The organism is Oleispirillum naphthae (genome assembly GCA_027864655.1).
Classification (GTDB): Bacteria; Pseudomonadota; Alphaproteobacteria; order Rhodospirillales; family Rhodospirillaceae; genus Oleispirillum; species Oleispirillum naphthae.
Genome location: JAQAZG010000006.1, coordinates 155,531 through 176,908 on the forward strand (window position 1 = coordinate 155,531; position 21,378 = coordinate 176,908).

The following is a 21,378-nucleotide window of genomic DNA, read 5'->3' on the forward strand; positions in this document are numbered from 1 at the left end:
AGCGGAGCCCGCCGTTACTTCATCAGGCCGACTTCCTTGTAGTACTTCTCGGCGCCCGGATGCACCGGCAGCGGCATGCCGCGCAGGGCCTTCTGCGGGTCGATCGCCTTGGCGGCGGAGTGCGCCGCGACCAGGGCGTCGAGGTGCGTGTACATCGCCTTGGTCATCCTGTAGACGACGTCGTCGGGCACGTTCTTCTGGGTGACCAGGAAGTTGCCGATGGTCATGGTCTGCACGTCGGTGGTCTGGCCGTGGTAGGTGTTGGCCGGAATCATCCCCGGCTGATAGACCGGAATGCCGATCTTGGCGATCTGCTCGGGGGTGATCGGCACGATCACCACCGGGGTGCTCGCCGCAAGCTCGCGGATGGTGGCGACGCCGAGACCGGAGGAAAGCAGGGTCGCGTCCAGCTGGTTGTTCTGGATCAGCTGGGCGGATTCCGCATAGGGCAGGTATTCGGTCTTGGAGAAGTCGGCATACTTGATGCCGTTGGCGGAGAGCAGCGCGCGGGCGTTGAGCTCGGTGCCGGACTTCGGCGCGCCGACGGAAACCCGCTTGCCCTTGAGGTCGGCCAGCGTCTTGATGCCGGAATCGGCGCGCGCCACGAAGTGCACGTAATTGGAATAGATCGCCGCCAATCCACGCAGATTGCCGAGCGGCGCGGGGAACCCCGCCTCGGCGTTGCCCGTCCAGGCGTCGGTCAGCGCGTCGCCCAGGGTGAACGCCAGTTCGGCACGGCCCTTCTGCAGCAGGTTGAGGTTTTCGGCCGACGCCTTGGTCGCCTGCACGCTGGTGCGCACGCCGGGGATCGCATCGACGTAAAGCTTGGTCAGAGCCACGCCCAACGGGTAGTAGACGCCGCTGGTGCCGCCGGTCACGACGTTGATGAACTGTTCTGCCGCGGCCGGCCTCGGCCCGAGGGAAAGGCCCGCCACGGCGGCGAGGCCAAGGGTCAGGGTACGCAACGCACTAAGCCGAAGGCTCCTTGCCATTTCTGGTGTCCTCCCTTTGAGTTTGAAAAGGCAGACCTAAAACATAGGAAACGTTCAAAGGATGACGATAGCCTGACACGAGATTCTCTATATTTTCCATAAAGAAATTGCGCGATTTAAATCGTGTCTAGATTGTGGCAATTCATGGCATAATTATGGTTAATGACCCCATGCGCAGTATTGCGTAGGGGATTCATGCTTATTTACTGTGCAGAGGGGCTGAAATGTTTTCATCGGGCCAACCCGAATGGGCGGCTCCGAACCGGTGAGACGGCAGCGCCGCGCGACTCCTCGGCGGACTCGCGCGGCGCGCCGGATCAGACCAGCTTGAAGCCCACCAGGGCTTCCGGCGCGATCACCCGGAAGGCGAAGGATTCGACCACGAACAGGCGGATCTCGCTCGCGGTGTGGCTGTGATAGCCGACGGCGAAGTCCTGGCCGACGGTAAGCTCCAGGTCGCCGCCGCGCCCGGCCACCATCAGGGCGTCCTTCACCGCGGCGGAATAGATCACCGGCACGCCCATGTGGCGCTCGATGATGCCGCGCAGGGTGCCGCCCTGGGTGCCGTGGGAGAGGAACTTGCACAACTCCGGCGAGACCACCAGGCTGGCCGGGCCTTCCACGCCCTCGGCGAGCAGGCGGCCGCGCGCCTCGGCCACGGCGTCCACCACCGCGTTGACCTCCAGCGGCAGGCGCAGCTCCTTGCCCTTCACCGCCTGGTGCAGACCGGCCATGCCGCCCGCCTCGAAGCCGTCGAAGATCGCCGCCTCCTCGAACGCCGCGCTCTCGCGGCAGGCCTCGGCCACCGGGGCGAGGTCGATGTCCTTGGCGCCGCGCTCCAGGTTGTCCAGCTCCCAGGTCTGCAGGGTGAAATCGACGCGGGTCTCCACCAGCGGCATGGTCTGGTGGATGCCGAAGTTCACCTTGCCCGGCTGCTTCTTCGGCACGGTGAGGCGGCCGAGCGGCACGCAGGCGCGCGCGATGCCGTGCGGGCCGTCGATATCGACGATGCGGCGGCCGGAAAGGTTGGTGCTCAGGGTCTGACGCGCGATCGCGTCGATCTCCTCCCAGCCCTGGCGGCTGATCGGAGCGAGTTCCCTCCTCAGGAAGTCCATGGTCACTCTCCTTTCCTCACGTCGATGTTCTTCAGGCTGCCGATTCCCAGGCCGCCCCCGGCGGCTCCGGCGGAAGCGCCGGGCGCCCCCTGCCCCAGAAATTCTTCTTCCACCTCGGCCGCGCCCGCGCGGTAGAAGTCCGCCTCGTCTGGCTGCAACTCCTTGAGCAAACGCAGAAATTCACCCGCATGCACCTTCTCCTCGCCGGCGATGTCCCTGAGGACGTTCTGCGCGAGGACGTTGTCGGTGGAGTCCGCCAGTTGCTCGTAGAGCTGAATGGCTTCGTACTCCGCGGCGACCATAAACCGGATCGCCCGCACAAGCTCCTCGTGGGTAAGCTTGCGGTCGTGTTTCAACACACTGAAAGGATTACAGAAATCAGGCATTTTTCTCCTCCCCCAAAGGCGCCCGGACACGCGGCGCCGGGGTGCGCCAAGGCTTCCATGGATGCTGGCCCGAATTATAAGCCCATAATTTGTAATGGCAATTTCGTCTGCATGAAAAAATTCCAGAGAAGACCACCCGAACGGGCGGCGGCAGGAGAAAAATCTTCCAAGCGCGGAAAAAATCGCATTGCCCGCTGGACAGAAGGCCGAAACTTTTTTATACACTCGTCCTCGCCGCGATGGGAGCCATCCCATCCCGCCGCGTGTGCCCAGGTAGCTCAGTTGGTAGAGCAACGGACTGAAAATCCGTGTGTCGGTGGTTCAAATCCGCCCCTGGGCACCATTCCCTTTCCAAACACCGCCGATCGACCAGCCGACGCCGCGTTCAGTCGTGGCGGTGCTGGTGATGCGCGTCCGGGTAATGGGGGTGGCGGTGGGTCAGCGCTTCGTGGCGGTGCCGATGCACGTGCGTGCCCTCCGGCGCGTCGTCGCCGTGGTGGCGGTGATGTTCGTCGTGGGTGTGCGCGTGTTCGTGCTCCAGGGCCTCGTGGGCGTGCAGGTGCTCGTGGCGCTCGGTGAGGTGCAGCCACACCCCGGCCCCCATCAGCGCCGCCGCGGCGAGCAGGCGGGGCGTCACCGCCTCCCCCAGCAGCAGCACCGAGACCATTGCCCCGACGAACGGCGCGGTGGAGAAGTAGGCCCCGGTGCGCGCCGCCCCCAGTTCCCGCAGGGCGACGACGAAGGCGGCGAGGCTGAGGCCGTAGCCGAAGAACCCCACCGCCGCGGCGGCGGCCACGCTGCCCGGCGGCGGCAGCGAAGCCCCCAGGGCGAGGGCCAGCGCCAGGTTGGTCGCCCCGGCGGCGAGGCCCTTGACCGCGGCCACCTGCAACGGGTCGGAGAGCGACACCTTGCGCGTCAGGTTGTTGTCGATGGCCCAGCACAGGCAGGCCCCCAGCACCGCGAGCGCGGGCCACGAGGCGGAAACCTCTCCCCCCGGCCACGACAGCACCGCCGCGCCGCAGACGATGGCGGCCATGCCGAGCACAATGCGGCGGCCGGCGTTCTCCTTGAACGCCACCCAGGCGAGCACCGCGGTGAACACCCCCTCGGCATTGAGCAGCAGCGACGAGGTGGAGGCGGTGGTCTGCGCCAGGCCGTACATCAGCAGCACCGGCCCGGCCACGCCCCCGGCGAGCACCGCGGCGAGAAGCCAGGGCCACTCGCCCTTGCCCAGCCGCGCGCGATCGCCCCGCGCGAACAGCCGCACGGCGCTCAACCCGATGCCGGAGCCGAGGTAGAGGAGACCGGCCAGCAGCCACGGGCCGACATCGCCCAGCAGCAGCTTGGCGAACGGCGTGCCCGCGCCGAAAAGAACCGCCGCGGCCAAGGCGGCGAAGATACCCCGGGGATTGGTCATCGAGCCTTCCGCGATGGGAAAAACCGGCCGACACCATACACCGCCGCGCCGCGCCGGGGGAGATGGATCAGTCGGTTTCCGCCGCATCCGGCGGCGGCAGCATCTGCCCGTTGGGGAGCATGCCGTCGGGCGGGGTCTTGCCCGTCACCTGGAGGAAGCGCTTGCGGCAGCACTCCATGCTCTCCGTGCCGCGGCAGAACAAGTCCATGATATCCACGAGGTTCTGTTGGTTCCGGACGAGGGGACTGTTGAAGAACCTGCACCCCTCCAAGAATTCGCATGTCTCATCGACGGCGATCTTCATGTCGTCCTCCGGGGGGGGGGGCGGGTTTTCCGGTCTTATATGCAGGTTGTTTTCATTCCATCGTTTCGGAAAACGGCTCCCCGCTTCTCCCGTAAAGTGACATCGACACCATGGATTTTCAAGTTTCGACCGGGCGGAGACAGAGAATCCCTACGCGTCCTCGTCGCCGTCGGGGAGGGTTTCCCGGTCCGCGTCGTCGTCGTCCTCCACCGCCGGGATGGCGTAGCCGCCGTCGAACCAGCGGCCGAGGTCGAGAAGGCGGCAACGCCGCGAGCAGAAGGGACGCTCGGCATAGGCTGCGGGCTTGCCGCAGGTCGGACAGGGCCGGGGCTTCCAGTCCTCGGGGGGCGTTGCGGTCATGCGCGGTCTCCTGCGATGCGCCAGGAGAGCTTCTGCCCGGCCATGGTTTCGGCTTCCGCCGCCGCGCCGCGGCCCGGCCCGGAGAGCCAGCCCGCCACCGCGGGGTTCACCTGCGGGTGCGCGGGCGTGCCGAGGCGCGCATCCGCCACCCAGTCGCGCAGCATGGCGAGGGCGGTGGTCTCCGCCGCCGCCGCTCCCTCGCCCAGGGTGTCGCCGAGCACCACGTCATGGAGCGACAGGCCGCGCCGTGCGCGCACCAGTTCCAGATGGCCGAGCTGGGTCATGCCGTTCACCTGGATGCGCGGATCGCCCGCCGCGGCGGCGCGCAGCCGCTCCGGCAGGCGCTTGCGCTGCGCCTCGGTGGGGCCCTTGCGCGCCTCGGGGATGGCGTCCACCACCACCGCGCCGCCGACGTTGCGCAGCCGCAGCTCCCGCACCAGGCGGTCCACCGCCGCGTCGTTGACCGCGCGCGCCGCCTCCGGGGCGGTGTCGCCGCCGCTGTCCACGTCCACGGCGAGGAAGGCGCGCGTCGGCTCCAGGCTGATGCGCCCCCCACCGGGCAGCGCGACGAGCGGCGAGAGCGCCTCTTCCAGCGCCTCCTCGCCCCCTTCCTCGGCGAAGGGATCGCCGAGGGAGGCGAGAAGCGGCACCCGTTCCACCAGAACGCCGCGCGCGGCGTGATTGAGCACCCCGCCGGAGACCGCCACCGAGGCCACCTCCGCCGCCATTTCCGCCAGCCATTCGGCAAACGGGTCGGGCGCGGGCACCAGGCAGGCGGGAGGCCCGCCCGCCGCCGCAGCGGCCCGTGCCTCCGCCCAGCGATGGCGCAGGCGTTCGCGGTCGCGGTCCAGCACCGCGGCGGGGAAGGCCGCAGCCGCGCCGCGCGCCACCCAGCCCTCGCCTTCCGCCGCGCCGCTCTGCGCCCAGGCGGAAAGCCGCCGCACATCCTCCGCCGCAAGGCGGTGCGAAACGGAAACCCCGGCGCGGAAGGGGGAAAAGATCAAGCGCGGCGTGGCGAGGCGGATGCGGCCGGTGAGGCGCGGCCCCTTTTCGGCGCGCGCCGGGCGCTCGATGCCCACCGCCACGGCGCGGCCCTCGGTCAGCTCCTCCGGCGCGCCCGGCCACTCGGCAAGGGGCAGAAGCCCCGGCGCGGCGCCGCCCACGTCCACCAGAACCGCGCGCGCCGCCGCCAGGGTGCCGACCACCCGGCCGCGCAGCAGCGCGCCCTCGGCGCTTTCCGGCGTGCCGCGGAACAGGCGCACCTCCAGCACCGTATCGTTCTCGTCCTTGAGGATGGCGCGGGTCTCGCCCGGGTGGCGGGTGGCCGCGACGGAAAGGCGCATGGGTCAGCCCTCCAGCGGATGCCGGATGCCCGCCGCGGCGAGAAGGTGCGCCGTCTCCGGCAGGGAGAGGCCCACGACGTTGCCGTAGGAGCCGTTGAGCGCCGAAACGAAGCGCCCGGCAAGGCCCTGGATGGCATAGCCGCCCGCCTTGCCATGCCACTCGCCGGAGGCGAGGTAGAGGCGCATCTCCGCGCCCGACAGGCGCTTGAAGCGCACCATGGTGACGACGCGGCGCAGCCGCGGCGCGGCGGCGTTGGGCGCAATCACGCAGATGCCGCCGTAGACGCGGTGCCGCCGCCCGGACAGCAGGGTGAGGCAGCGGCGCGCCGTTTCCTCGTCTTCCGCCTTGGGCAGGATGCGCCGCCCGCAGGCGACCACGGTGTCGGCGGCAAGCACCACCGCGCCGGGGTTGGCCGCGGCGACGGCGCGCGCCTTCGCCTCGGCCAGGCGCAACGCCAGCGCCCCGGGGGCTTCGTCCCGCCCGGGGGTTTCGTCGATTTCGGAAGGAAGCACGGCATCCGGTTCGATGCCGATCTGCGCGAGCAGGTCACGGCGGCGCGGCGAGCCGGAAGCGAGAATCAGGGACGGCTTGTCCGCGGCCATGGCGTCGCCCGGCCCCTACTTGAAGCGGAAGGTGATGCGACCCTTGGTCAGGTCATAGGGGGTCATCTCGACCTGCACGCGGTCGCCGGCGAGCACCCGGATGCGGTTCTTGCGCATCTTGCCGGAGGTATGCGCCAGGATTTCGTGTTCGTTGTCCAGCTTCACGCGGAACATCGCGTTGGGCAGCAACTCGGTCACCGTCCCGGAAAATTCAATCAGGTCTTCTTTTGCCATAGGTCCTCATCACGCGCCCGGCCATCCGGGCGAACCCGCCCCATTCGGGCGTACCATTTACTGCTCCGGATATGCAAACGAATCAAGCGTTTTCCACCGGAGGGGCAAAGCTAACGCCGCAGACGGCGCAGGCCCATGCGCATGCGGCTCCACAGATCGCGTCCGCGCTTGCGCGCCGCCAGCCCCCGGCCGGTGCGCTTGGGCGCAAGCGGCGCGGCGGCGTCCTCGGGCATGCCGGGCTCCGGCGCGCACACCCCGGGCAGCGGCCATTCGCGGCACAGCCGCACCGCCAGGTCGTCGCGCACCCGGCGGTAGGCGTCGAGCCGCGCCTCGCGGTTGCCCTCGGTCAGCGCCGGATCGTCGGTGGGCCAGTAGAGCACGTCGCACGACAGCGTGCGGGTGATCTCCAGCGCCCGCTCGTAGGCCTCCCGCGTCAGCGCCACGATCACCTCGAAGTTGGTGTCCAGCAGGTCGTCGAAGGTCTTGGGCTGGTGCGTCTCGGAGCCGGCGATGCCGCGCTCCGCCAGCACCGCGGCGACGAAGGGGTCCGGCTCGCCGCTCGTCACCCCCACCGAATCCACGTAGGCGCGCTTGCCGTAGACCGAACGGAACAGCGCCGCCGCCATGGGGGAGCGCACCACGTTGGCGTTGCAGGCGAAGAGCACGGCGGACGGAACGCGGGACATCTCGGGTGGCCTCAGGTCTTCAGGTAGAGAACGCAGAGCAGGGTGAACAGGCGGCGCGCCGTCTGGTGGTCGATCTCCACCTTGTCGGCGAGGCGCTCGCGCATCATCTCCGAGCCCTCGTTGTGCAGGCCGCGGCGGCCCATGTCGATCGCCTCGATCTGCGAGGGCGTCGCGGTCTTGATCGCATCGTAATAGCTCTCGCAGACCAGGAAGTAGTCCCGCACGGTGGAGCGGAACGAACTGAGCGGCAGGATCATGCGCAGCCCCTCGGGCGAATCCGCGGGCGCGCCGGCGTGGCGCACGTCGAGGACGAGGCGGTTCTCCGAAAGCGCGAGGTGCAGCGCGTAGGGGCCCTCGTCGTCCCAGTCCAGCGGGCGGAAGGCGTTTTCCTCCAACAGGTCGAAGATCGCCACGGCACGCTCGTGCTCCACCTCCGGACGGGGGTGGAGGGTGCGCTCGTCCAGCGTCACTTCGGCGATGCTGTGGGGCTTGTCCATGCCTTATCCGGGCGGCAGGCGCAGCGCCACGGACAGCGCGTGCGCGGAAAGGCCCTCGGTCTCCGCCAGCGTCACCGCCGCCGGGCCGATCGCCGCCACGGTGGCGGCGGACGCGCCGAACAGCGTGGTGCGCTTGAGGAAGTCGAGCACCCCAAGGCCGCTGGAGAAGCGCGCGCTGCGCGCCGTGGGCAGCACGTGGTTGGGGCCGCCCACATAGTCGCCCAGCGCCTCCGGCGTCATCCGGCCGAGGAAGATCGCCCCGGCGTGGCGCACCATGGCGGCGAGCCCGTCCGGGTCCGCCACCGCCAGTTCCAGGTGCTCGGGCGCGACGCGGTTGACCAGGCCCACCGCGGCCAGCAGTTCCGGCACCACGATCACCGCGCCGTGGTCGCGCCAGCTCGCCGCGGCGATATTGGCGCGCGGCAGGGTTTCGAGCCGCTTTTCCACCGCCGCCTGCACCGCATCGGCGAAGGAGGCGGAATCGGTGATCAGGACCGCCTGCGCCGCGGCGTCGTGCTCCGCCTGGGAAAGCAGGTCCACGGCGATCCAGTCCGGGTCGTTGTCCGCATCGGCGACGACGAGAATCTCCGAAGGCCCGGCGATCATGTCGATGCCGACGGCGCCGAACACCTGGCGCTTCGCCGCCGCCACGTAGGCGTTGCCGGGGCCGACGACCTTGTCCACCCGGGCGATGCTTGCGGTGCCGAAGGCGAGCGCCGCCACCGCCTGCGCGCCGCCGACGCGGTAGACCTCGTCCACCCCGGCGCGCTTCGCCGCCGCCAGCACCAGCGGGTTGAGCACGCCGTCGGGGGTGGGCACGGTCATCACCAGGCGCTTCACCCCCGCCACTTTGGCGGGGATGGCGTTCATCAGCACCGAGGAGGGATAGGCCGCGGTGCCGCCCGGCACGTAGAGCCCGGCGGCGTCCACCGGCGTCCAGCGCAGGCCGAGGCGCGCGCCGACGGCATCGGTGAAGCAGGTGTCTTCCGGCACCTGGCGCACGTGGAAGGCGCGGATGCGCGCCGCGGCGAGGTCGAGCGCGGCCAGCACCTCGGGCTTGCACGCGGCCTCCGCGGCGTCGATCTCGGCGGGCGTGACGCGCAGGGTCGCGGGCGTCAGCTCCAGGCGGTCGAACTTCGCGGTGAGGCGGATCAGCGCGGCGTCGCCGGTCTCCCGCACTTCGGCGATGATCGCGGCCACCGCATCGGCGACGTCGGCGGCGGTCTCCCGCTTCGCGGCGAGCAGGCGCTCGAACGCCTGGGGAAAACCGGCGGCGGCGGCGTCAAGACGCACGGGCATCGGTCGCCTCCTTGAATCGGGTGAGCCAGCCCTGCATCTCCGCCGAGCGCGTCTTGAACGACGGGCGGTGGAAGATCAGGCGCGAGGTGACGTCGCACACCCGCTCCACCTCCACCAGGCCGTTGGCCTTGAGGGTGGAGCCGGTGGAGACGAGATCGACGATGCGGCGGCACAGGCCGAGGTTGGGCGCAAGCTCCATCGCGCCGTTGAGCTTGACGCATTCGGCTTGCACGCCGCGCGCGGCGAAGTGCTTCTGGGTCAGGGACGGATACTTGGTGGCGACGCGGATATGGCTCCAGCGCGAGGGGTGATCCTCCGCCAGCGTATCCACCGGGGCCGCCACCGCGAGGTGGCAGTGGCCGATGTCGAGGTCCAAGGGCGCATAGATATCCGGGTAGTCGAACTCCATCAAGACGTCGTTGCCGCAGATGCCGATGTGCGCCGCGCCGAAGGCGACGAAGGTGGCGACGTCGAAGCTGCGCACGCGGATGATCTCCAGGTGCGGCAGGTTGGTGGAAAAGCGCAGCTTGCGCGATTTCGGGTCGTCGAAGTCCGGCTCCGGCTCGATCCCCGCGGCGCGCACCAGGGGCATCGCCTCGTCCAGGATGCGGCCCTTGGGCAGCGCCAGAATCGTCCTCTCGCTCGCGCTCATCGCGAAGTCCTCTTTGCTTTCCGCGCGCTCAACCGCGCACCCGTTCGATATCCGCGCCGCAGGCGGCGAGCTTCTGTTCCAGGCGCTCGTAGCCGCGGTCGAGGTGGTAGACGCGGTTGACCATGGTCTCCCCCTCCGCCGCCAGGCCCGCCAGCACCAGCGACATCGAGGCGCGCAGGTCGGTGGCCATCACCGGCGCGCCGGAGAGCCTGCGCACGCCGCGCACGATCGCCGAGCCGTTGTGAATGTTGATGTCCGCCCCCATGCGTTTCAACTCCGGCACGTGCATGAAGCGGTTTTCGAAGATCGTCTCGGTGACCATCGCCGCGCCCTCGGCGGTGGCGAACAGCGCCATCACCTGCGCCTGCATGTCGGTGGGGAAGCCGGGGTGCGGCTCGGTCATCACGTCCACGCCCTTGAGCGGCGCATCGGCCGCGGAAACGCGCACGCCGCCCTCTTCCACCGAAACCGCGGCCCCCGCGGCGGAGAGCACCTTGAGAAGCGACGCCATCTGCGCCGCATCCGCATACTGCAACAGCACCTCGCCGCGGGTGATCGCCGCGGCCACGGCGTAGGAACCCGCCTCGATGCGGTCGGGCAGCACCGCATGCGTCGCGCCGTGCAGGCTCTCCCTGCCCCGCACCACCAGGCGCTGGGTGCCCAGGCCCTCGATCTCCGCGCCCATGGCGATCAGGCACTGGGCGAGGTCGGTGACCTCCGGCTCGCGCGCCGCGTTGTCGATGATCGTCTCGCCGTCGGCGAGCGCCGCGGCCATCAGCAGGTTCTCGGTGCCGGTGACGGTGACCTGCGGGAACACCAGGTGCGCCCCCTTGAGCCTGCCGTCCACCCGCGCATCCACATAGCCGCCGTCGATGGAGATCGCCGCGCCCATCTGCGCGAGCGCCTTCAAGTGCAAATCCACCGGCCGCGCGCCGATGGCGCAGCCGCCGGGCAGCGACACCCGGGCGCGGCCCTCGCGCGCCAGAAGCGGCCCGAGCACCAGGATCGAGGCGCGCATCTTGCGCACCAGGTCGTAATGCGCCGTGGTGCTGGTGATCGCCGGCGTGGTCATCGCCAGCGAGCGGCCGCCGCAGCGCCTGCCCGCGCCGTTCATGTGCAGGGAGACGCCATGCGCCGTCAACAGGTTGGCCATGGTGGTGATGTCCACCAGGTGCGGCAGGTTCTCGAGAGTCAGAGTCTCGGCGGTAAGCAGGCTCGCCGCCATCAGCGGCAGCGCGGCGTTCTTCGCGCCGCTGATCGGGATGACGCCGTTCAACGGGCGGCCGCCCCGGATTCGGATGCTATCCATGCAAATGTCCCAACGCGCTCGGCGCGCTTTCGATGTCCCGGTCGGTCACAGACGCGGCAGGGTGACGCCGGTCTGGCTCATGTATTTGCCCGCGCGCGCGCGGTAGGTCACCTCGCACGGGCTGTCCCCCTTGAGGAAGATGAACTGCGCCACGCCCTCGTTGGCGTAGATCTTCGCGGGCAGCGGCGTGGTGTTGGAGAACTCCAGGGTCACGTGGCCCTCCCAGCCGGGCTCCAGCGGCGTCACGTTGACGATGATGCCGCAGCGCGCATAGGTGGACTTGCCGAGGCAGACCACCAGCACGTCCTCGGGAATCTTGAAATACTCCACGGTGCGGGCGAGCGCGAAGCTGTTGGGCGGGATGACGCAGACCTCGGTGGAGCGGTCCACGAAGCTCTTCTCCGAAAAGTTCTTGGGGTCCACCACCGCGGAATCGACGTTGGTGAAGATCTTGAACTCGGTGGAGCAGCGCGCGTCGTAGCCGTAGGAGGACAGCCCGTAGGAGATCACGCCGTCACGATGCAGGCGGTCCTCGAACGGCGTGATCATCGCCTGTTCCAGCGCCATCTTGCGTATCCAGTGATCCGGCAGCACGCCCATGTTCGAAAGCTCCCCGAGTCCGTCCGCGATTGCGTCAGTCTTAGCCGCTGACGCAGAGGACCGCAAGCCCGCATCCCGCCGCGCCGCCGCCTGTTCGCGGCGCAGGCCGAGATTGCGCCTGAGCGCCGCCGCCAGTTCGTCCCGGCCGCCCTTGCCCGCCATCTTCCGGCCCTCCCTGCCCTTTTCCGGCTGGGGAGCATACCCTGCCCGGCACGATCTTTCCCGCTTTTTTGCGCCAAGGCTCTTGCCAGAACCCGATGGCTTGTGTATGAAGGCCGCCTCACGCCGCGTCAGCGGCCCGTACCCCGAATGTGCCGCCGTAGCTCAGGGGTAGAGCACACCCTTGGTAAGGGTGGGGTCGAGTGTTCAATTCACTCCGGCGGCACCATTCTCCTCCTCATAGACGCAATGGGCGTCGAAACCCGATACGAACCGGGCGTCGGTCGCGACGCGAATCGCGACGCCTCTGCGGCGGATGCGGTCGCCGACAAATCAGCTAGCGTCAGGTCTTTCGTCCGCCGCCGCGTCTGCTGCTCGATGTGGGGAGACACTCAAGCCACATGCCCCAGGGTTTCGGAGATGAAGCCGTTTATGCTCGTCCCCTTCGACGCGGCGGCGGCGGCGACCCGGCGATGGAGTTCGGGCGAGATCCGCACCGTGAAATTCCCGGAATAGGGCCGCTCCGGCTCCTTGCCGCGTTCTTTGCACCAGTCCTCGTAATCGGCGACGGTGTCGGCAAAGGCAACCTTCAACTCCTCGACAGTGCCGCCCTGGAAGGTGAGCACGTCGCGGGTGTTGACCACCTCGCCATGAAACAGGCCCGCGTCCTCGTCCAGTTCCACCGTCGCCACATAGCCCTTGTGCGTCATCGTGCTCATGGTGTGACTCCCGCCTCGTACAGAAACCGCCGAACCGACTTCAGCGCACCCTTGTCGGTTTCCTTTCTCGGGTGCGGCCGATGGAAAATCGCGTCAACGCCGTTCAGGCTTACCCGCACCCGCGAACCTCGCCCTTCCGAAACCGTTGCTCCGGCAGCAAGGAAAAGCGCCTCCACGTCGGCCCACAGAACGTTGGATCGCACGGGGTCGGCGAAGATGCTTTCCAGGGTCTTCCGATGTCGGTTCTGCATATCTATTGATACCATAAAGTGGTGTCAATGGCCAGACCGGAGCAGACCTGCATCCACCATATGCCCGGCCTTGTATCCCCCTCCCCGGCAAGAGCTTCCCACCGCTGCCCGCGACCCGGCGGGAAGTGCCGCTTTGCCGTTTTTACAATCCAATGGAATCAACACCTTGCCCGGATCTCGGGCGGGAACGGATCTTGCTTGTCCGACGGGGATGAAAACCTCACGGAGGACGGCATGACGAGGATCGACGCACTCCGGGACGGCGGCTCCGCCCTTGCGGCGGCGGGCGTCGCCTCCGGCGCGGACGGCGAAGCCTGGACGGCGGCGATGGCCGCGGCGCAGACGGGCGCCGACACCGGCGGCGCATCGGCGCGCACCGGCGCGGTCGGCGGCAGCCTCGCCGCGCCGTCCGCCGCCCTCGCCGCACAGGAAAGCGAAACCTCGGAAAGCGCGGCGGAGCAGTTCCTCGCCTGGGCGCATATGGACCCGATCGCCCGGATGCGGGCGCAGATTCTCGGCGGCATGGGCCTCACCGAAGACGAACTCGCCGCCCTGCCGGAAGACGAGCGCAAGAAGATCGAGGACAAGATCCGCCAGATCATCGAGGAGACGGTGCGCCGCGAGGCGGCGGAACAGTCCGCCTCCGCCGAGCAGCCGGTGGACGAAACCCGGCAATCCGCCGCCGCCGCAACCACCACGAAAACCGCGGACGGCAGCAAATCCACCACCACGGCGGAAGAACCCTCGCCCCTGGAAATCCTGCTGCCCTTCCTCCGCCCGGACGGCGGCCCGCAACTCGGCGGCGCCGACGCGGACGCCACGGCCGAACGGCACGACCGCAACGAAGACGCCCGCGCCTAGGCCTGAAAACCAAAACGTTGCGAGGGGACTCGATCCCCTCGCGCTCCCCATTACTTTTTTGTGCGCAGCGCGATAAAGCCATCACGCGACGTGACCGTCTTATGGCGCTTCGCGCAAAACAAGCCATGGGGCCAAGGGGCCTCCCGGCCTGATTTTCCCTCTACAGGAACTTGATCGCCTGGCCGCGGGGCGGGTCGATCAAGGAGTCCTCGCGCATCACCGTGCGGCCGCCGACCACGGTCATCACCGGCCAGCCGGTCACCGTCATGCCGTCGAAGGGGGTCCAGCCGCATTTGCTCACGATCCAGTCGTTGGCGATGGTGCGTTTCGCCTTGAGATCGACGATGGTGAAGTCGGCGCGGTAGCCCACCGCGACGACGCCGCGCCCGGCCATGCCGAAGATCGCGGCGGGCGCGGTGGAGGTGAGGCGGACGAAATCCGCGAGGCTCAGTCGCCCGGCGGCCACGTGGTCGAGCATCACCGGCACCAGGGTCTGCACCCCGGGCATGCCGGAGGGGCTTTTCGGGTAGGGCTGCGCCTTTTCCTCGCGGGTGTGCGGCGCGTGGTCGGAGCCGATGCACGAGACCACGCCGTCGGCCAAGGCCTTCCACAGCGCGGCGCGGTGGCGCGCGTCGCGGATCGGCGGGTTCATCTGCGCGCACGTGCCGAGGCGTTCGTAGGCCTCCGGCGCGGCGAGGGTGAGGTGTTGCGGCGTCACCTCCACCGTCATGTTGGCGGGGCGGCCGCGCAGCATTTCCATTTCCCCGGCGCTGGTGACGTGCAGCACGTGCACCGCGCGGCCGGTGCGCCGCGCCAGCGCGATGAGGCGGGCCACGGCGCGCATCGCCGTCTCCTCGTCGCGCCATTCCGGGTGCATCGCGGGCGGCGCGCCGTCTTCCACCAGGTGGAAGCGTTCCTTGAGGCGTTCCTCGTCCTCCGCATGCACCGCAACGCGGCGGCAGCCGTTTTTCAGGATGCGGCGCAGCGCCGCTTCGTCGTCCACCAGCAGGGTGCCGGTGGAGGAGCCCATGAACACCTTGATGCCGCAACAGCCCGGCGCGTTTTCCCAGGCGCCGAGGTCGCCGGCGTTTTCCGCCGTCGCGCCGAGGAAGAAGGCGAAGTCCACCCAGGCGCGGCCGGTGGCGCGCGCCACCTTGTCGGCCAGCGCCTCGGGGGAGGTGGTGGCGGGTTTGGTGTTGGGCATCTCGCAGATCGCGGTGACGCCGCCCATGGCCGCGGCGGCGGTGCCGGAGGCGAGGTCCTCCTTGTGCTCCGCGCCGGGTTCGCGGAAGTGGACCTGGGTGTCGATCACCCCGGGCAGCACGGTGAGGCCGGTGAGGTTGTCCTCGAGCGGCGAACTGCCGGGCGGAATGCTGCCGATGGCGGCGACCGTGCCGCCGCGCACCCCGATATCGGCGGAAACCGCACCCTCGGGGGTGGCGACGGCGGCGTTGCGCAGCACCCAATCGAAGCGATCGGCCATGACATATCCTTTCCGGAAGCGGAAGCCTGAAGACACCCACAGATATAGGCAGGATCGGCGCGGCGTCACCGCGCCGCGAGAACGTCGAACACGCCGCCTTCGGCCGCGGCGTTCTCGATGTGGCGGCGATGCCACAAGGCATAGAACAGCAGGTTCCACGCCGCGAATCCAGCCCGTTTGTCGGGCTTGCCGCCGGAAAGCGAGGCGAACACCCGGCGCACCGCCTCGGGATCGCAGATTTCCGCCACCCCCGCCTGCGCCGCCACCAGCGGCCCCAGGTGCTTGGCCTCGAGCGCGATCCACTCCGCCACCGGCACGGTGAAGCCGCGTTTTTTGGAGAACGGCTTGCTCTGCGGCAGGTGCTTTTCCAGCCAGCGGCGCACCACGTACTTGCCGAGCTTGCCGTGCACCCGCATCGATTCCGGCAGCGACTGGGCGAAGCGCGCCACCTCCACGTCGAGGAAGGGCACCCGCCCCTCCACGCCGTGCGCCATCAGACAGCGGTCGAGCTTGGTGAGAAGGTCGTTGGGCAGCCAGTCGAGGCAGTCGAGCGCCTGCTGCGCCTGCAACCCCTTGATGCCTGCCTCCCGCACCGCCTTCTCCGCCGCGGCGATGCCTTGCCGCCACGCCGCGCCGCCGTCGCGCAGCACCCCCAGGCCGTCGAGCACGCCCTTGGCGCGCATCGCCTTCCTGAACGGCCAGGGCCGCACCGCGGCGCGGTAGCGTCCGTAGCCCGCGAACAATTCGTCGCCGCCCTCGCCGGAGAGGATCACCTTCACCGACTTGGCCGCCTCGCGCGCGAGAAACCAGGTGGGCACGATGGCGTAGTCGGCCACCGGGTCGTCCATCGCCGCGACGATCTTCGGCAGGTGCGACCAGAAATCGTATTCCAGCACCGGCACCTCGATGTGCTCGGCGCGCGCCGCATGGGCGACGGCGCGGGCGTGCTCGCGCTCGTCGTGCACCCCGGTCTCGGGAAAGCCCGCGGTGAAGGCGACCACCGGCTGCGGGTTGAGCCGCGCCATCATCGCCAGCACCGCCGCGGAATCGACGCCGCCGGAGAGGAACATGCCGTAGGGCACGTCGGCGCGCTGATGGAAGTCCACGGAGTTTTCGAACACCGCGTCGAAGCGCGCCACCGCCGCCTCGCCGCTGGTCTGCCAGGAGGCGGCCTCCGGGTCGGGCGCGGGCCAGCAGGAGCGGTAGCGCCGCTCCGCGATCTGGCCGTTCTCGATGAGCAGGGTCTCGCCGGGGGCGAGGCGCTTGATGTCGGGGAAGATGGTGTCCTTGCCGGTGGTGAACTGCAATTGCAGGAGTTCCACCGCCTTCGCCGGATTGACCGCGCGCTCCGCCCAGTCCGCGGCGATCAGCGCCTGCGGCTCGGAGGCGAAGGCGATGCCGACGCGCGTCGGCATGTAATAGAGCGGCTTGATGCCGAAGGGATCGCGGGTGAGCACCACGCGCTCGCCGCGCGGGTCGTGCAGCGCCAGCGCATACATGCCGCGCAGGTGATTGACGAAGTCCAGGCCGTCGCGGCGGTAGAGGAAGAGCGGCGGCTCGCAATCGGAATTGGTGGCGAAGGTGGTGTCGGGGAACTCGGCGCGCAGCTCGCGGTAATTGTAGATCTCGCCGTTGCCCACCAGCACCGCGTTGCCCGGGCCGTAGAGCGGCTGGTCGCCGCCGGTGAGGTCGATGATGGCGAGGCGCAAATGCGCGAACGCGGCCCCCTCGCGGCGCAGCCCGCCCTGGCCGTCGGGACCGCGGTGGGCGATCGCGGCGGCCATCGCCTGCAACGAGGCATCCCGGCGGTTCAGGATGTCCCGCGCCTCGGGGGTCGTGATGATCCCGGCAATGCCGCACATGAGGTGTTCGTCCCTTCAGATCGTTGCCGCGCCGCCGTGCCGGGTATAGCAGGCGGCGCGATCCTCCCCAGTGACCGGCGTCACGCGTCCGAAATGCCTGCGTCCGCCACCACCTGGTCGAAAAAGGCGCGATAGCGGTCGATGACGGTCGGCGCGCTGTACCCCTCTTCGAAGGAGGCGCGCCCGGCCGCCGCCATTTCCGCCGCCGCCTCGGGGTTGTTCAGCATCCAGCCGATCGCCTGCGCCATCGCGCCGACGTCGTCCACCGGCACCAGCAGGCCGTTGCGGCCGTGGTCGATCAGCATGCCCGGTCCCTGCGCGTCGGCGGCGACCACCGGCGTGCCGCCGGCCCAGGCCTCCAGCACCACGTTGCCCAGGGGCTCGTGGCGCGACGGGCAGACGAACAGGTCGGCGGCGGCGAGCAGCGGCGAGACATCCTTCTGCCAGCCGAGGAAGCGGGTGCGCGGCTTGATCCCCTCCACCTGCGCCATCTGTTCCAGCGCGGCGCGCTGCGGCCCGTCCCCGGCAAGCCAGAGATAGGCGTTGGGCACCCGCGCCATCGCCTTGATCAGGGTGTCGAAGGCCTTGTTCTCGTGCAGGCGGCCCATCGCCACCACCAGGGGCGCGGTGTTGGGGGTGTAGTGCGCGGCGCGCGACATCGGCGCGACCTGCGGGTCCACATCGACGAAATTGGGCACGTAGTGGGCGCGCTCCGCCGGCCAGCCCTCGCGCACCAGATAGTTGACGATGTCCTCGGTGTTGCCGATCAGGTGGTCGCAGGAGCGGTAGTATTTGAGGTCGTAATAGCCGCCCAGGCGCGCCAGGTGGACGAAATCGCCCGGCGGGCACATCGCGGTGGCGCGGTTCATCCAGGTCATCACCACGTGCGGCTTGAACTTGCCGATCTCCTTGGCGAACTGGCGCTTGGTGGTGAAGTCCAGCGTGCCGCCGAAGGGCAGCTCGACGGGGATCAGCCCTGCGGCGCGCAGGCGCGCCGCGCGTTCCGCGTTGCGGCGGATGAGGACGTGCTGCTGCACCCCGGCGCGATGCAGCGCGCTCACCAGGCGCTCGAAGAACGCTTCCGCGCCGCCCTGCTCGGCGCCCGCCATGGCCTGCAACACCCGGATCGTCACGTTTCGTCACCCTACATCAAGCGCGGCCCGTTCTGCGGTCGCCGCGTCATCCCAACACCACCGCGCCCGGCGGTCAAGCGCCGCCGCGCCGAAATGCAACTCTTCCATTCCCTCCGGGAACGCCGCGGTTCAGGCGTCCTCCAGCCGCGCCTTGAGGTAGGACAGCAGAGGGTAGAGCCCGGCGCACAGCGCGATCAGGAACCCCCAGCCGCCTTCCCGGTATCCCTTCCGGCCGATGTAGCATTTATAGAATCGGGAAAAAAAGCGCCGCACGTTGTTAGCCAGACTGCCGATATTCCCGCTTTCGCGCAAGTCCCTCGCACGCGCGGAGGAATAGCGGTCGAGACGGCGCAGCATATCGCTGATGCTGTCGTCCACATAGTGGTCCAGGCGGTTGGCCAGGGTCGGCCCCTTCACCGCCTTCGCGCCGCCGCGCCCGCGCCAGACCAGCGCCGGATGCACCCGCTGCTCGCCCCAGCGCTTCGCGCCCTTGCGCGACAGGCGGGGCACCGCCGAAGTGCCGAACGAGGCCCCCCAGCCATAGCGCACGCGGTGGCCGCCGACATAGTTGTCCACCGGCAGGTCGTGGTAATCGGCGGCGGAGGTTTCGATCGCCGCGCGGATCTCCTCCGCCAGCGCCGCGGGCACGTGCTCGTCGGCGTCCACCTCCACCACCCAGTCGCCGCAACAGGCGTCCAGCCCGGCGTTGCGGCGCGGCCCTTCCACCTCCCAGCTTCCCTCCACCAGATGCGCCGCATCGGTGAAGCGCAGCGCGATATCGCGGCTGCCGTCGGTGCACTTGTCCAGCACCACCACCAACTCGTCGGCGAAGGCGAGCCTCTCCAGGCAGGCGGCGAGGATGTCCTCTTCGTTGTGGACCACCACCAGGGCGCTCAAGGTCGTCATCGGTTGCCTCCCACGGCGGAGATCAGGGCGAGGGCGGCGGCCTCCGCCGCCTCCACGCTCAGGCTGTCCATCAGGGTGCCGGTGGCGCGGTGGTCGTAACCCGGCCCGCCGACCAGTTGGTCATAGGCGAGCGCGGTGCGCGCCACCGCGCAGCGCGGCCCCCAGGGGGCATAATGCGCCTCCCGGCTCGGGCCGAACAGGCCGAGGGTGGGCGCCCCCGCGGTGGCGGCAAGGTGCATCAGCCCGGAATCGTTGCCGACGTAGAAGGCGCAGCGCTTCAACGCCGCGAACACGGTAAGCAGATCGGCCACGCCGGTCACCGGCAGGCGGCGGTCCGGCGGCAGGGCGTCGAGCAGCGGCGCGGCATCCTCCCCCGGCGCGGCGAACACCGCCACCCGCGCCCCGGCGAACGGCGCGGCGGGCGCGGTGAGGCGCGCCACCAGGTCGATGAAATTCTCCATCCGCCAGGTCTTGCCGCGCCAGTTGGCGGTCGGCCCCACCGCCAGCACCGGCCCGCCCGCGGGGATCAGCCGCTCCGCCGCCGCCTCGTGGCGCGGCAGGGTCCACAGGTGCGGCGCGGGCGGCGGGTCGAGACCGAGCACGCCCGCGTTCTCCACCACGCGGTGGGCGAGCCCCGACGGTCCGGAAAGGCGGTAGCGCCGCCGCGCGCACAGGGTCCAGGCGAGCGCCGAGCGCCGCAGGTCCAGCACGGCGTCCCAGCGCGTGCCGACGCAGGCGGCCCACAGCCGCCGCCAGTGCGCGGCATAGGGCCCCTTGGACATGACGATCACCCGGTCCAGGCGCGGCACGCCGGCGAACAGCGAGGCGGCGGCCGGGCCGCAGGCGATGGTGAAGCGCGCATCGGGCTGCGTCTCCACCAGGTGCGCGAGAATGCCGGAGGAGAGCACGGCGTCGCCGATGCGGGTGGAAGTGACGAACAGAATGCGCGGCGGCACGGGGCGGGTCATCCCTTCGGCGGGGCGGAACGGCGGATATCCGCGCCGTCCCAGGCGGCGAGGCTGTCGTCCAGGGCCGCCGAAACGTCCATCGGCACCCTCAACAGCGCCTTGATATACAGCCAGAAAAACCGCGAGGTCAAACCCGCGCCGCGGTTCGCCCGCGCCGCCCTCCAGGCGCGCCGCGCACAGCCGCACAGGGCCGCGCGGCGCGAGCGCGCCGGAAGTTCCGGATGCGCCGCGAGAAACGCCGCCACCGCCGCCGAGAAATCGTACTCCGCCTGACCGCCGCCGCGCCGCGCGAGGCTCGGCGCATCGGGCAGCGAACACCCCACCGCGGCGTCGAGAACGCCGACGCGATGCGCCAGCGCCGCCTGCAACGGCGGCGCGAAATCCGGCAGGTACACCCCGGCGTCGAAAAAGCCGGGATCGCGGAACAACCCGCGGCGCATCAGCATCAGCCGCGTCGGCGGCTGCGCGCCGCTCAGCAGCGCGTGCACCCCGTCCACAACCTCCGCCTGCGGCGCATCGCCCGGCAGGTCGAAGGCATGCTTCGCCGGGGCGCCGCACACCGTGCGCGCCGCCAGCAGCATGTCGAGGCCGCCCTCCTGCGCCGCGGCGAGCAGCAGCCGCGTCGCCCCGGCGGCCAGCACCACGTCGCCATCGAGAAACAGCCAGCGGTCGCCGGTGGCCGCCTTGGCCCCGGTCAGCGCCGCCGCCGCCGGGCCCTGCCGCCGCTGCTGAATCAACAGCGTGCGCGGCCAGCAGCGCGTCTTTTCGATGAGAAACTCGAAGGAACCGTCGTCGGAACCGTCATCGACGAAGACGAATTCGCGGGAGAAATCGCCGTCCTGACCGCGCAGTCCCGCAAGCATCGCTTCCAGATGCGGCCTCTGAGTGTCCACGGCGACAATGTACGAAACCTGCGTCATCCGCCCGTGCTCTCCCCTATCCGCAGGCAGGATAAAGCAATTCCCCCGCCGCGCGAAGCCCCGGCGGACGCTGCGCGGGAAACAAAAAAACTTGCGAGGGGACTCGGTCCCCTCGCGCACCCCATACGTTTTTCGCCGCGCAGCGGCAGGCAACCGCCACGCCGCGCGATGATTCCATGGCGCTTGCTCGGAAAATGCTTTTTGCATTTTCCTCGTCCTCGGCTCCGCCTCGGACCATGGCCTTCGGCCATGTCCCTACGAACGCCTCCGGCGTTCTCCGTCACGCAAAACCCAAAAGTTATGGGAGGTGCGGAGGGAC

At 69.5% G+C, this 21,378-nt stretch carries 24 protein-coding genes and 2 tRNA genes; 3 read left to right on the forward strand and 23 right to left on the reverse strand.

Going from position 1 to position 21,378, the window contains the following annotated elements; translation table 11 throughout:
• Window positions 1-14 precede the first annotated feature (14 nt).
• The 3 genes from O7R11_RS08570 to O7R11_RS08580 form a co-directional block, all read right to left on the reverse strand.
• Window positions 15-992, reverse strand: coding sequence for a TAXI family TRAP transporter solute-binding subunit (locus tag O7R11_RS08570; RefSeq protein ID WP_337997089.1), 978 nt, complete (start codon window positions 990-992; stop codon window positions 15-17).
• 317 nt (window positions 993-1,309) lie between these two features.
• Complete coding sequence (locus O7R11_RS08575) at window positions 1,310-2,107, reverse strand: family 1 encapsulin nanocompartment shell protein (protein ID WP_337997090.1); 798 nt, start codon at window positions 2,105-2,107, stop codon at window positions 1,310-1,312.
• Between the two features lie 2 nt (window positions 2,108-2,109).
• Entirely contained in the window at window positions 2,110-2,493 is a 384-nt protein-coding gene (locus tag O7R11_RS08580; protein WP_337997091.1) for a ferritin family protein, read from the reverse strand.
• A gap of 267 nt (window positions 2,494-2,760) precedes the next feature.
• On the opposite strand from O7R11_RS08580, the gene O7R11_RS08585 reads away from it, so the two are divergent.
• A tRNA-Phe gene (locus O7R11_RS08585) sits at window positions 2,761-2,836 on the forward strand.
• A gap of 42 nt (window positions 2,837-2,878) precedes the next feature.
• Here the strand turns inward: O7R11_RS08585 and O7R11_RS08590 are convergent.
• The 12 genes from O7R11_RS08590 to dcd all read right to left on the reverse strand — a co-directional run bounded on the left by O7R11_RS08590 (window position 2,879) and on the right by dcd (window position 11,797).
• Window positions 2,879-3,910, reverse strand: coding sequence for a DMT family transporter (locus O7R11_RS08590; protein ID WP_337997092.1), 1,032 nt, complete (start codon window positions 3,908-3,910; stop codon window positions 2,879-2,881).
• 67 nt (window positions 3,911-3,977) lie between these two features.
• Entirely contained in the window at window positions 3,978-4,118 is a 141-nt protein-coding gene (locus O7R11_RS08595; protein ID WP_337997093.1) for a hypothetical protein, read from the reverse strand.
• 246 nt (window positions 4,119-4,364) lie between these two features.
• Entirely contained in the window at window positions 4,365-4,574 is a 210-nt protein-coding gene (locus O7R11_RS08600; protein WP_337997094.1) for a DNA gyrase inhibitor YacG, read from the reverse strand.
• On the reverse strand, window positions 4,571-5,917 hold the full coding sequence (locus O7R11_RS08605; RefSeq protein WP_337997095.1) for a ribonuclease E/G: 1,347 nt from the start codon (window positions 5,915-5,917) through the stop codon (window positions 4,571-4,573). The genes O7R11_RS08600 and O7R11_RS08605 overlap by 4 nt, the downstream gene beginning before the upstream one ends.
• Window positions 5,918-5,920: 3 nt before the next feature.
• Window positions 5,921-6,520, reverse strand: coding sequence for a Maf family protein (locus tag O7R11_RS08610; RefSeq protein WP_337997096.1), 600 nt, complete (start codon window positions 6,518-6,520; stop codon window positions 5,921-5,923).
• A 15-nt stretch (window positions 6,521-6,535) separates the two neighbouring features.
• Window positions 6,536-6,754, reverse strand: coding sequence for a translation initiation factor IF-1 (infA, locus tag O7R11_RS08615; protein WP_337997097.1), 219 nt, complete (start codon window positions 6,752-6,754; stop codon window positions 6,536-6,538).
• A gap of 110 nt (window positions 6,755-6,864) precedes the next feature.
• Window positions 6,865-7,440: an arsenate-mycothiol transferase ArsC gene (locus tag O7R11_RS08620; RefSeq protein ID WP_337997098.1), complete on the reverse strand. Its 576-nt coding sequence runs from the start codon at window positions 7,438-7,440 to the stop codon at window positions 6,865-6,867.
• Window positions 7,441-7,451: 11 nt separating this feature from the next.
• Complete coding sequence (locus O7R11_RS08625; RefSeq protein WP_337997099.1) at window positions 7,452-7,937, reverse strand: UPF0262 family protein; 486 nt, start codon at window positions 7,935-7,937, stop codon at window positions 7,452-7,454.
• Between the two features lie 3 nt (window positions 7,938-7,940).
• On the reverse strand, window positions 7,941-9,236 hold the full coding sequence (hisD, locus tag O7R11_RS08630; protein WP_337997100.1) for a histidinol dehydrogenase: 1,296 nt from the start codon (window positions 9,234-9,236) through the stop codon (window positions 7,941-7,943).
• Window positions 9,220-9,888, reverse strand: coding sequence for an ATP phosphoribosyltransferase (hisG, locus tag O7R11_RS08635; RefSeq protein ID WP_337997101.1), 669 nt, complete (start codon window positions 9,886-9,888; stop codon window positions 9,220-9,222). The genes hisD and hisG overlap by 17 nt, the downstream gene beginning before the upstream one ends.
• Before the next feature lie 28 nt (window positions 9,889-9,916).
• Window positions 9,917-11,197: a UDP-N-acetylglucosamine 1-carboxyvinyltransferase gene (gene murA, locus O7R11_RS08640; protein WP_337997102.1), complete on the reverse strand. Its 1,281-nt coding sequence runs from the start codon at window positions 11,195-11,197 to the stop codon at window positions 9,917-9,919.
• 45 nt (window positions 11,198-11,242) lie between these two features.
• Window positions 11,243-11,797, reverse strand: a complete 555-nt coding sequence (gene dcd / locus O7R11_RS08645; protein WP_337997141.1) for a dCTP deaminase — start codon at window positions 11,795-11,797, stop codon at window positions 11,243-11,245.
• Window positions 11,798-12,110: 313 nt separating this feature from the next.
• Here dcd and O7R11_RS08650 point away from each other — a divergent pair.
• Window positions 12,111-12,185, forward strand: a tRNA-Thr gene (locus O7R11_RS08650).
• Window positions 12,186-12,348: 163 nt separating this feature from the next.
• Here O7R11_RS08650 and O7R11_RS08655 read toward each other — a convergent pair.
• Window positions 12,349-12,675: a type II toxin-antitoxin system HicB family antitoxin gene (locus O7R11_RS08655; protein WP_337997103.1), complete on the reverse strand. Its 327-nt coding sequence runs from the start codon at window positions 12,673-12,675 to the stop codon at window positions 12,349-12,351.
• Complete coding sequence (locus O7R11_RS08660; RefSeq protein ID WP_337997104.1) at window positions 12,672-12,941, reverse strand: type II toxin-antitoxin system HicA family toxin; 270 nt, start codon at window positions 12,939-12,941, stop codon at window positions 12,672-12,674. Before O7R11_RS08660 ends, O7R11_RS08655 begins: the two co-directional genes overlap by 4 nt.
• 219 nt (window positions 12,942-13,160) lie before the next feature.
• On the opposite strand from O7R11_RS08660, the gene O7R11_RS08665 reads away from it, so the two are divergent.
• Complete coding sequence (locus tag O7R11_RS08665) at window positions 13,161-13,787, forward strand: hypothetical protein (RefSeq protein ID WP_337997105.1); 627 nt, start codon at window positions 13,161-13,163, stop codon at window positions 13,785-13,787.
• Between the two features lie 160 nt (window positions 13,788-13,947).
• Here the strand turns inward: O7R11_RS08665 and O7R11_RS08670 are convergent, their stop codons facing one another.
• From O7R11_RS08670 to O7R11_RS08695, 6 genes are all read right to left on the reverse strand, one after another.
• Entirely contained in the window at window positions 13,948-15,270 is a 1,323-nt protein-coding gene (locus O7R11_RS08670; protein WP_337997106.1) for a dihydroorotase, read from the reverse strand.
• A 65-nt stretch (window positions 15,271-15,335) separates the two neighbouring features.
• Window positions 15,336-17,132, reverse strand: a complete 1,797-nt coding sequence (gene asnB / locus O7R11_RS08675) for an asparagine synthase (glutamine-hydrolyzing) (protein ID WP_337997107.1) — start codon at window positions 17,130-17,132, stop codon at window positions 15,336-15,338.
• An 80-nt stretch (window positions 17,133-17,212) separates the two neighbouring features.
• Window positions 17,213-18,265 (reverse strand): glycosyltransferase, encoded by a 1,053-nt coding sequence (locus O7R11_RS08680; RefSeq protein WP_337997108.1) that lies wholly within the window; start codon window positions 18,263-18,265, stop codon window positions 17,213-17,215.
• Between the two features lie 129 nt (window positions 18,266-18,394).
• On the reverse strand, window positions 18,395-19,171 hold the full coding sequence (locus tag O7R11_RS08685; protein ID WP_337997109.1) for a glycosyltransferase family 2 protein: 777 nt from the start codon (window positions 19,169-19,171) through the stop codon (window positions 18,395-18,397).
• Complete coding sequence (locus O7R11_RS08690) at window positions 19,168-20,127, reverse strand: glycosyltransferase family 9 protein (RefSeq protein WP_337997110.1); 960 nt, start codon at window positions 20,125-20,127, stop codon at window positions 19,168-19,170. The genes O7R11_RS08685 and O7R11_RS08690 overlap by 4 nt, the downstream gene beginning before the upstream one ends.
• 8 nt (window positions 20,128-20,135) lie before the next feature.
• On the reverse strand, window positions 20,136-21,059 hold the full coding sequence (locus O7R11_RS08695) for a glycosyltransferase family 2 protein (protein WP_337997111.1): 924 nt from the start codon (window positions 21,057-21,059) through the stop codon (window positions 20,136-20,138).
• Window positions 21,060-21,378: the final 319 nt, after the last annotated feature.

Bases quoted from the DNA above. Each gene is read 5' to 3' on its own strand.
- O7R11_RS08570 (WP_337997089.1), bottom strand. From the start codon at position 992: ATGGCAAGGAGCCTTCGGCTTAGTGCGTTGCGTACCCTGACCCTTGGC.
- O7R11_RS08575 (WP_337997090.1), bottom strand. From the start codon at position 2,107: ATGGACTTCCTGAGGAGGGAACTCGCTCCGATCAGCCGCCAGGGCTGG.
- O7R11_RS08580 (WP_337997091.1), bottom strand. From the start codon at position 2,493: ATGCCTGATTTCTGTAATCCTTTCAGTGTGTTGAAACACGACCGCAAG.
- O7R11_RS08590 (WP_337997092.1), bottom strand. From the start codon at position 3,910: ATGACCAATCCCCGGGGTATCTTCGCCGCCTTGGCCGCGGCGGTTCTT.
- O7R11_RS08595 (WP_337997093.1), bottom strand. From the start codon at position 4,118: ATGGACTTGTTCTGCCGCGGCACGGAGAGCATGGAGTGCTGCCGCAAG.
- O7R11_RS08600 (WP_337997094.1), bottom strand. From the start codon at position 4,574: ATGACCGCAACGCCCCCCGAGGACTGGAAGCCCCGGCCCTGTCCGACC.
- O7R11_RS08605 (WP_337997095.1), bottom strand. From the start codon at position 5,917: ATGCGCCTTTCCGTCGCGGCCACCCGCCACCCGGGCGAGACCCGCGCC.
- O7R11_RS08610 (WP_337997096.1), bottom strand. From the start codon at position 6,520: ATGGCCGCGGACAAGCCGTCCCTGATTCTCGCTTCCGGCTCGCCGCGC.
- infA (WP_337997097.1), bottom strand. From the start codon at position 6,754: ATGGCAAAAGAAGACCTGATTGAATTTTCCGGGACGGTGACCGAGTTG.
- O7R11_RS08620 (WP_337997098.1), bottom strand. From the start codon at position 7,440: ATGTCCCGCGTTCCGTCCGCCGTGCTCTTCGCCTGCAACGCCAACGTG.
- O7R11_RS08625 (WP_337997099.1), bottom strand. From the start codon at position 7,937: ATGGACAAGCCCCACAGCATCGCCGAAGTGACGCTGGACGAGCGCACC.
- hisD (WP_337997100.1), bottom strand. From the start codon at position 9,236: ATGCCCGTGCGTCTTGACGCCGCCGCCGCCGGTTTTCCCCAGGCGTTC.
- hisG (WP_337997101.1), bottom strand. From the start codon at position 9,888: ATGAGCGCGAGCGAGAGGACGATTCTGGCGCTGCCCAAGGGCCGCATC.
- murA (WP_337997102.1), bottom strand. From the start codon at position 11,197: ATGGATAGCATCCGAATCCGGGGCGGCCGCCCGTTGAACGGCGTCATC.
- dcd (WP_337997141.1), bottom strand. From the start codon at position 11,797: ATGGGCGTGCTGCCGGATCACTGGATACGCAAGATGGCGCTGGAACAG.
- O7R11_RS08655 (WP_337997103.1), bottom strand. From the start codon at position 12,675: ATGAGCACGATGACGCACAAGGGCTATGTGGCGACGGTGGAACTGGAC.
- O7R11_RS08660 (WP_337997104.1), bottom strand. From the start codon at position 12,941: ATGGTATCAATAGATATGCAGAACCGACATCGGAAGACCCTGGAAAGC.
- O7R11_RS08665 (WP_337997105.1), top strand. From the start codon at position 13,161: ATGACGAGGATCGACGCACTCCGGGACGGCGGCTCCGCCCTTGCGGCG.
- O7R11_RS08670 (WP_337997106.1), bottom strand. From the start codon at position 15,270: ATGGCCGATCGCTTCGATTGGGTGCTGCGCAACGCCGCCGTCGCCACC.
- asnB (WP_337997107.1), bottom strand. From the start codon at position 17,132: ATGTGCGGCATTGCCGGGATCATCACGACCCCCGAGGCGCGGGACATC.
- O7R11_RS08685 (WP_337997109.1), bottom strand. From the start codon at position 19,171: ATGACGACCTTGAGCGCCCTGGTGGTGGTCCACAACGAAGAGGACATC.
- O7R11_RS08695 (WP_337997111.1), bottom strand. From the start codon at position 21,059: ATGACGCAGGTTTCGTACATTGTCGCCGTGGACACTCAGAGGCCGCAT.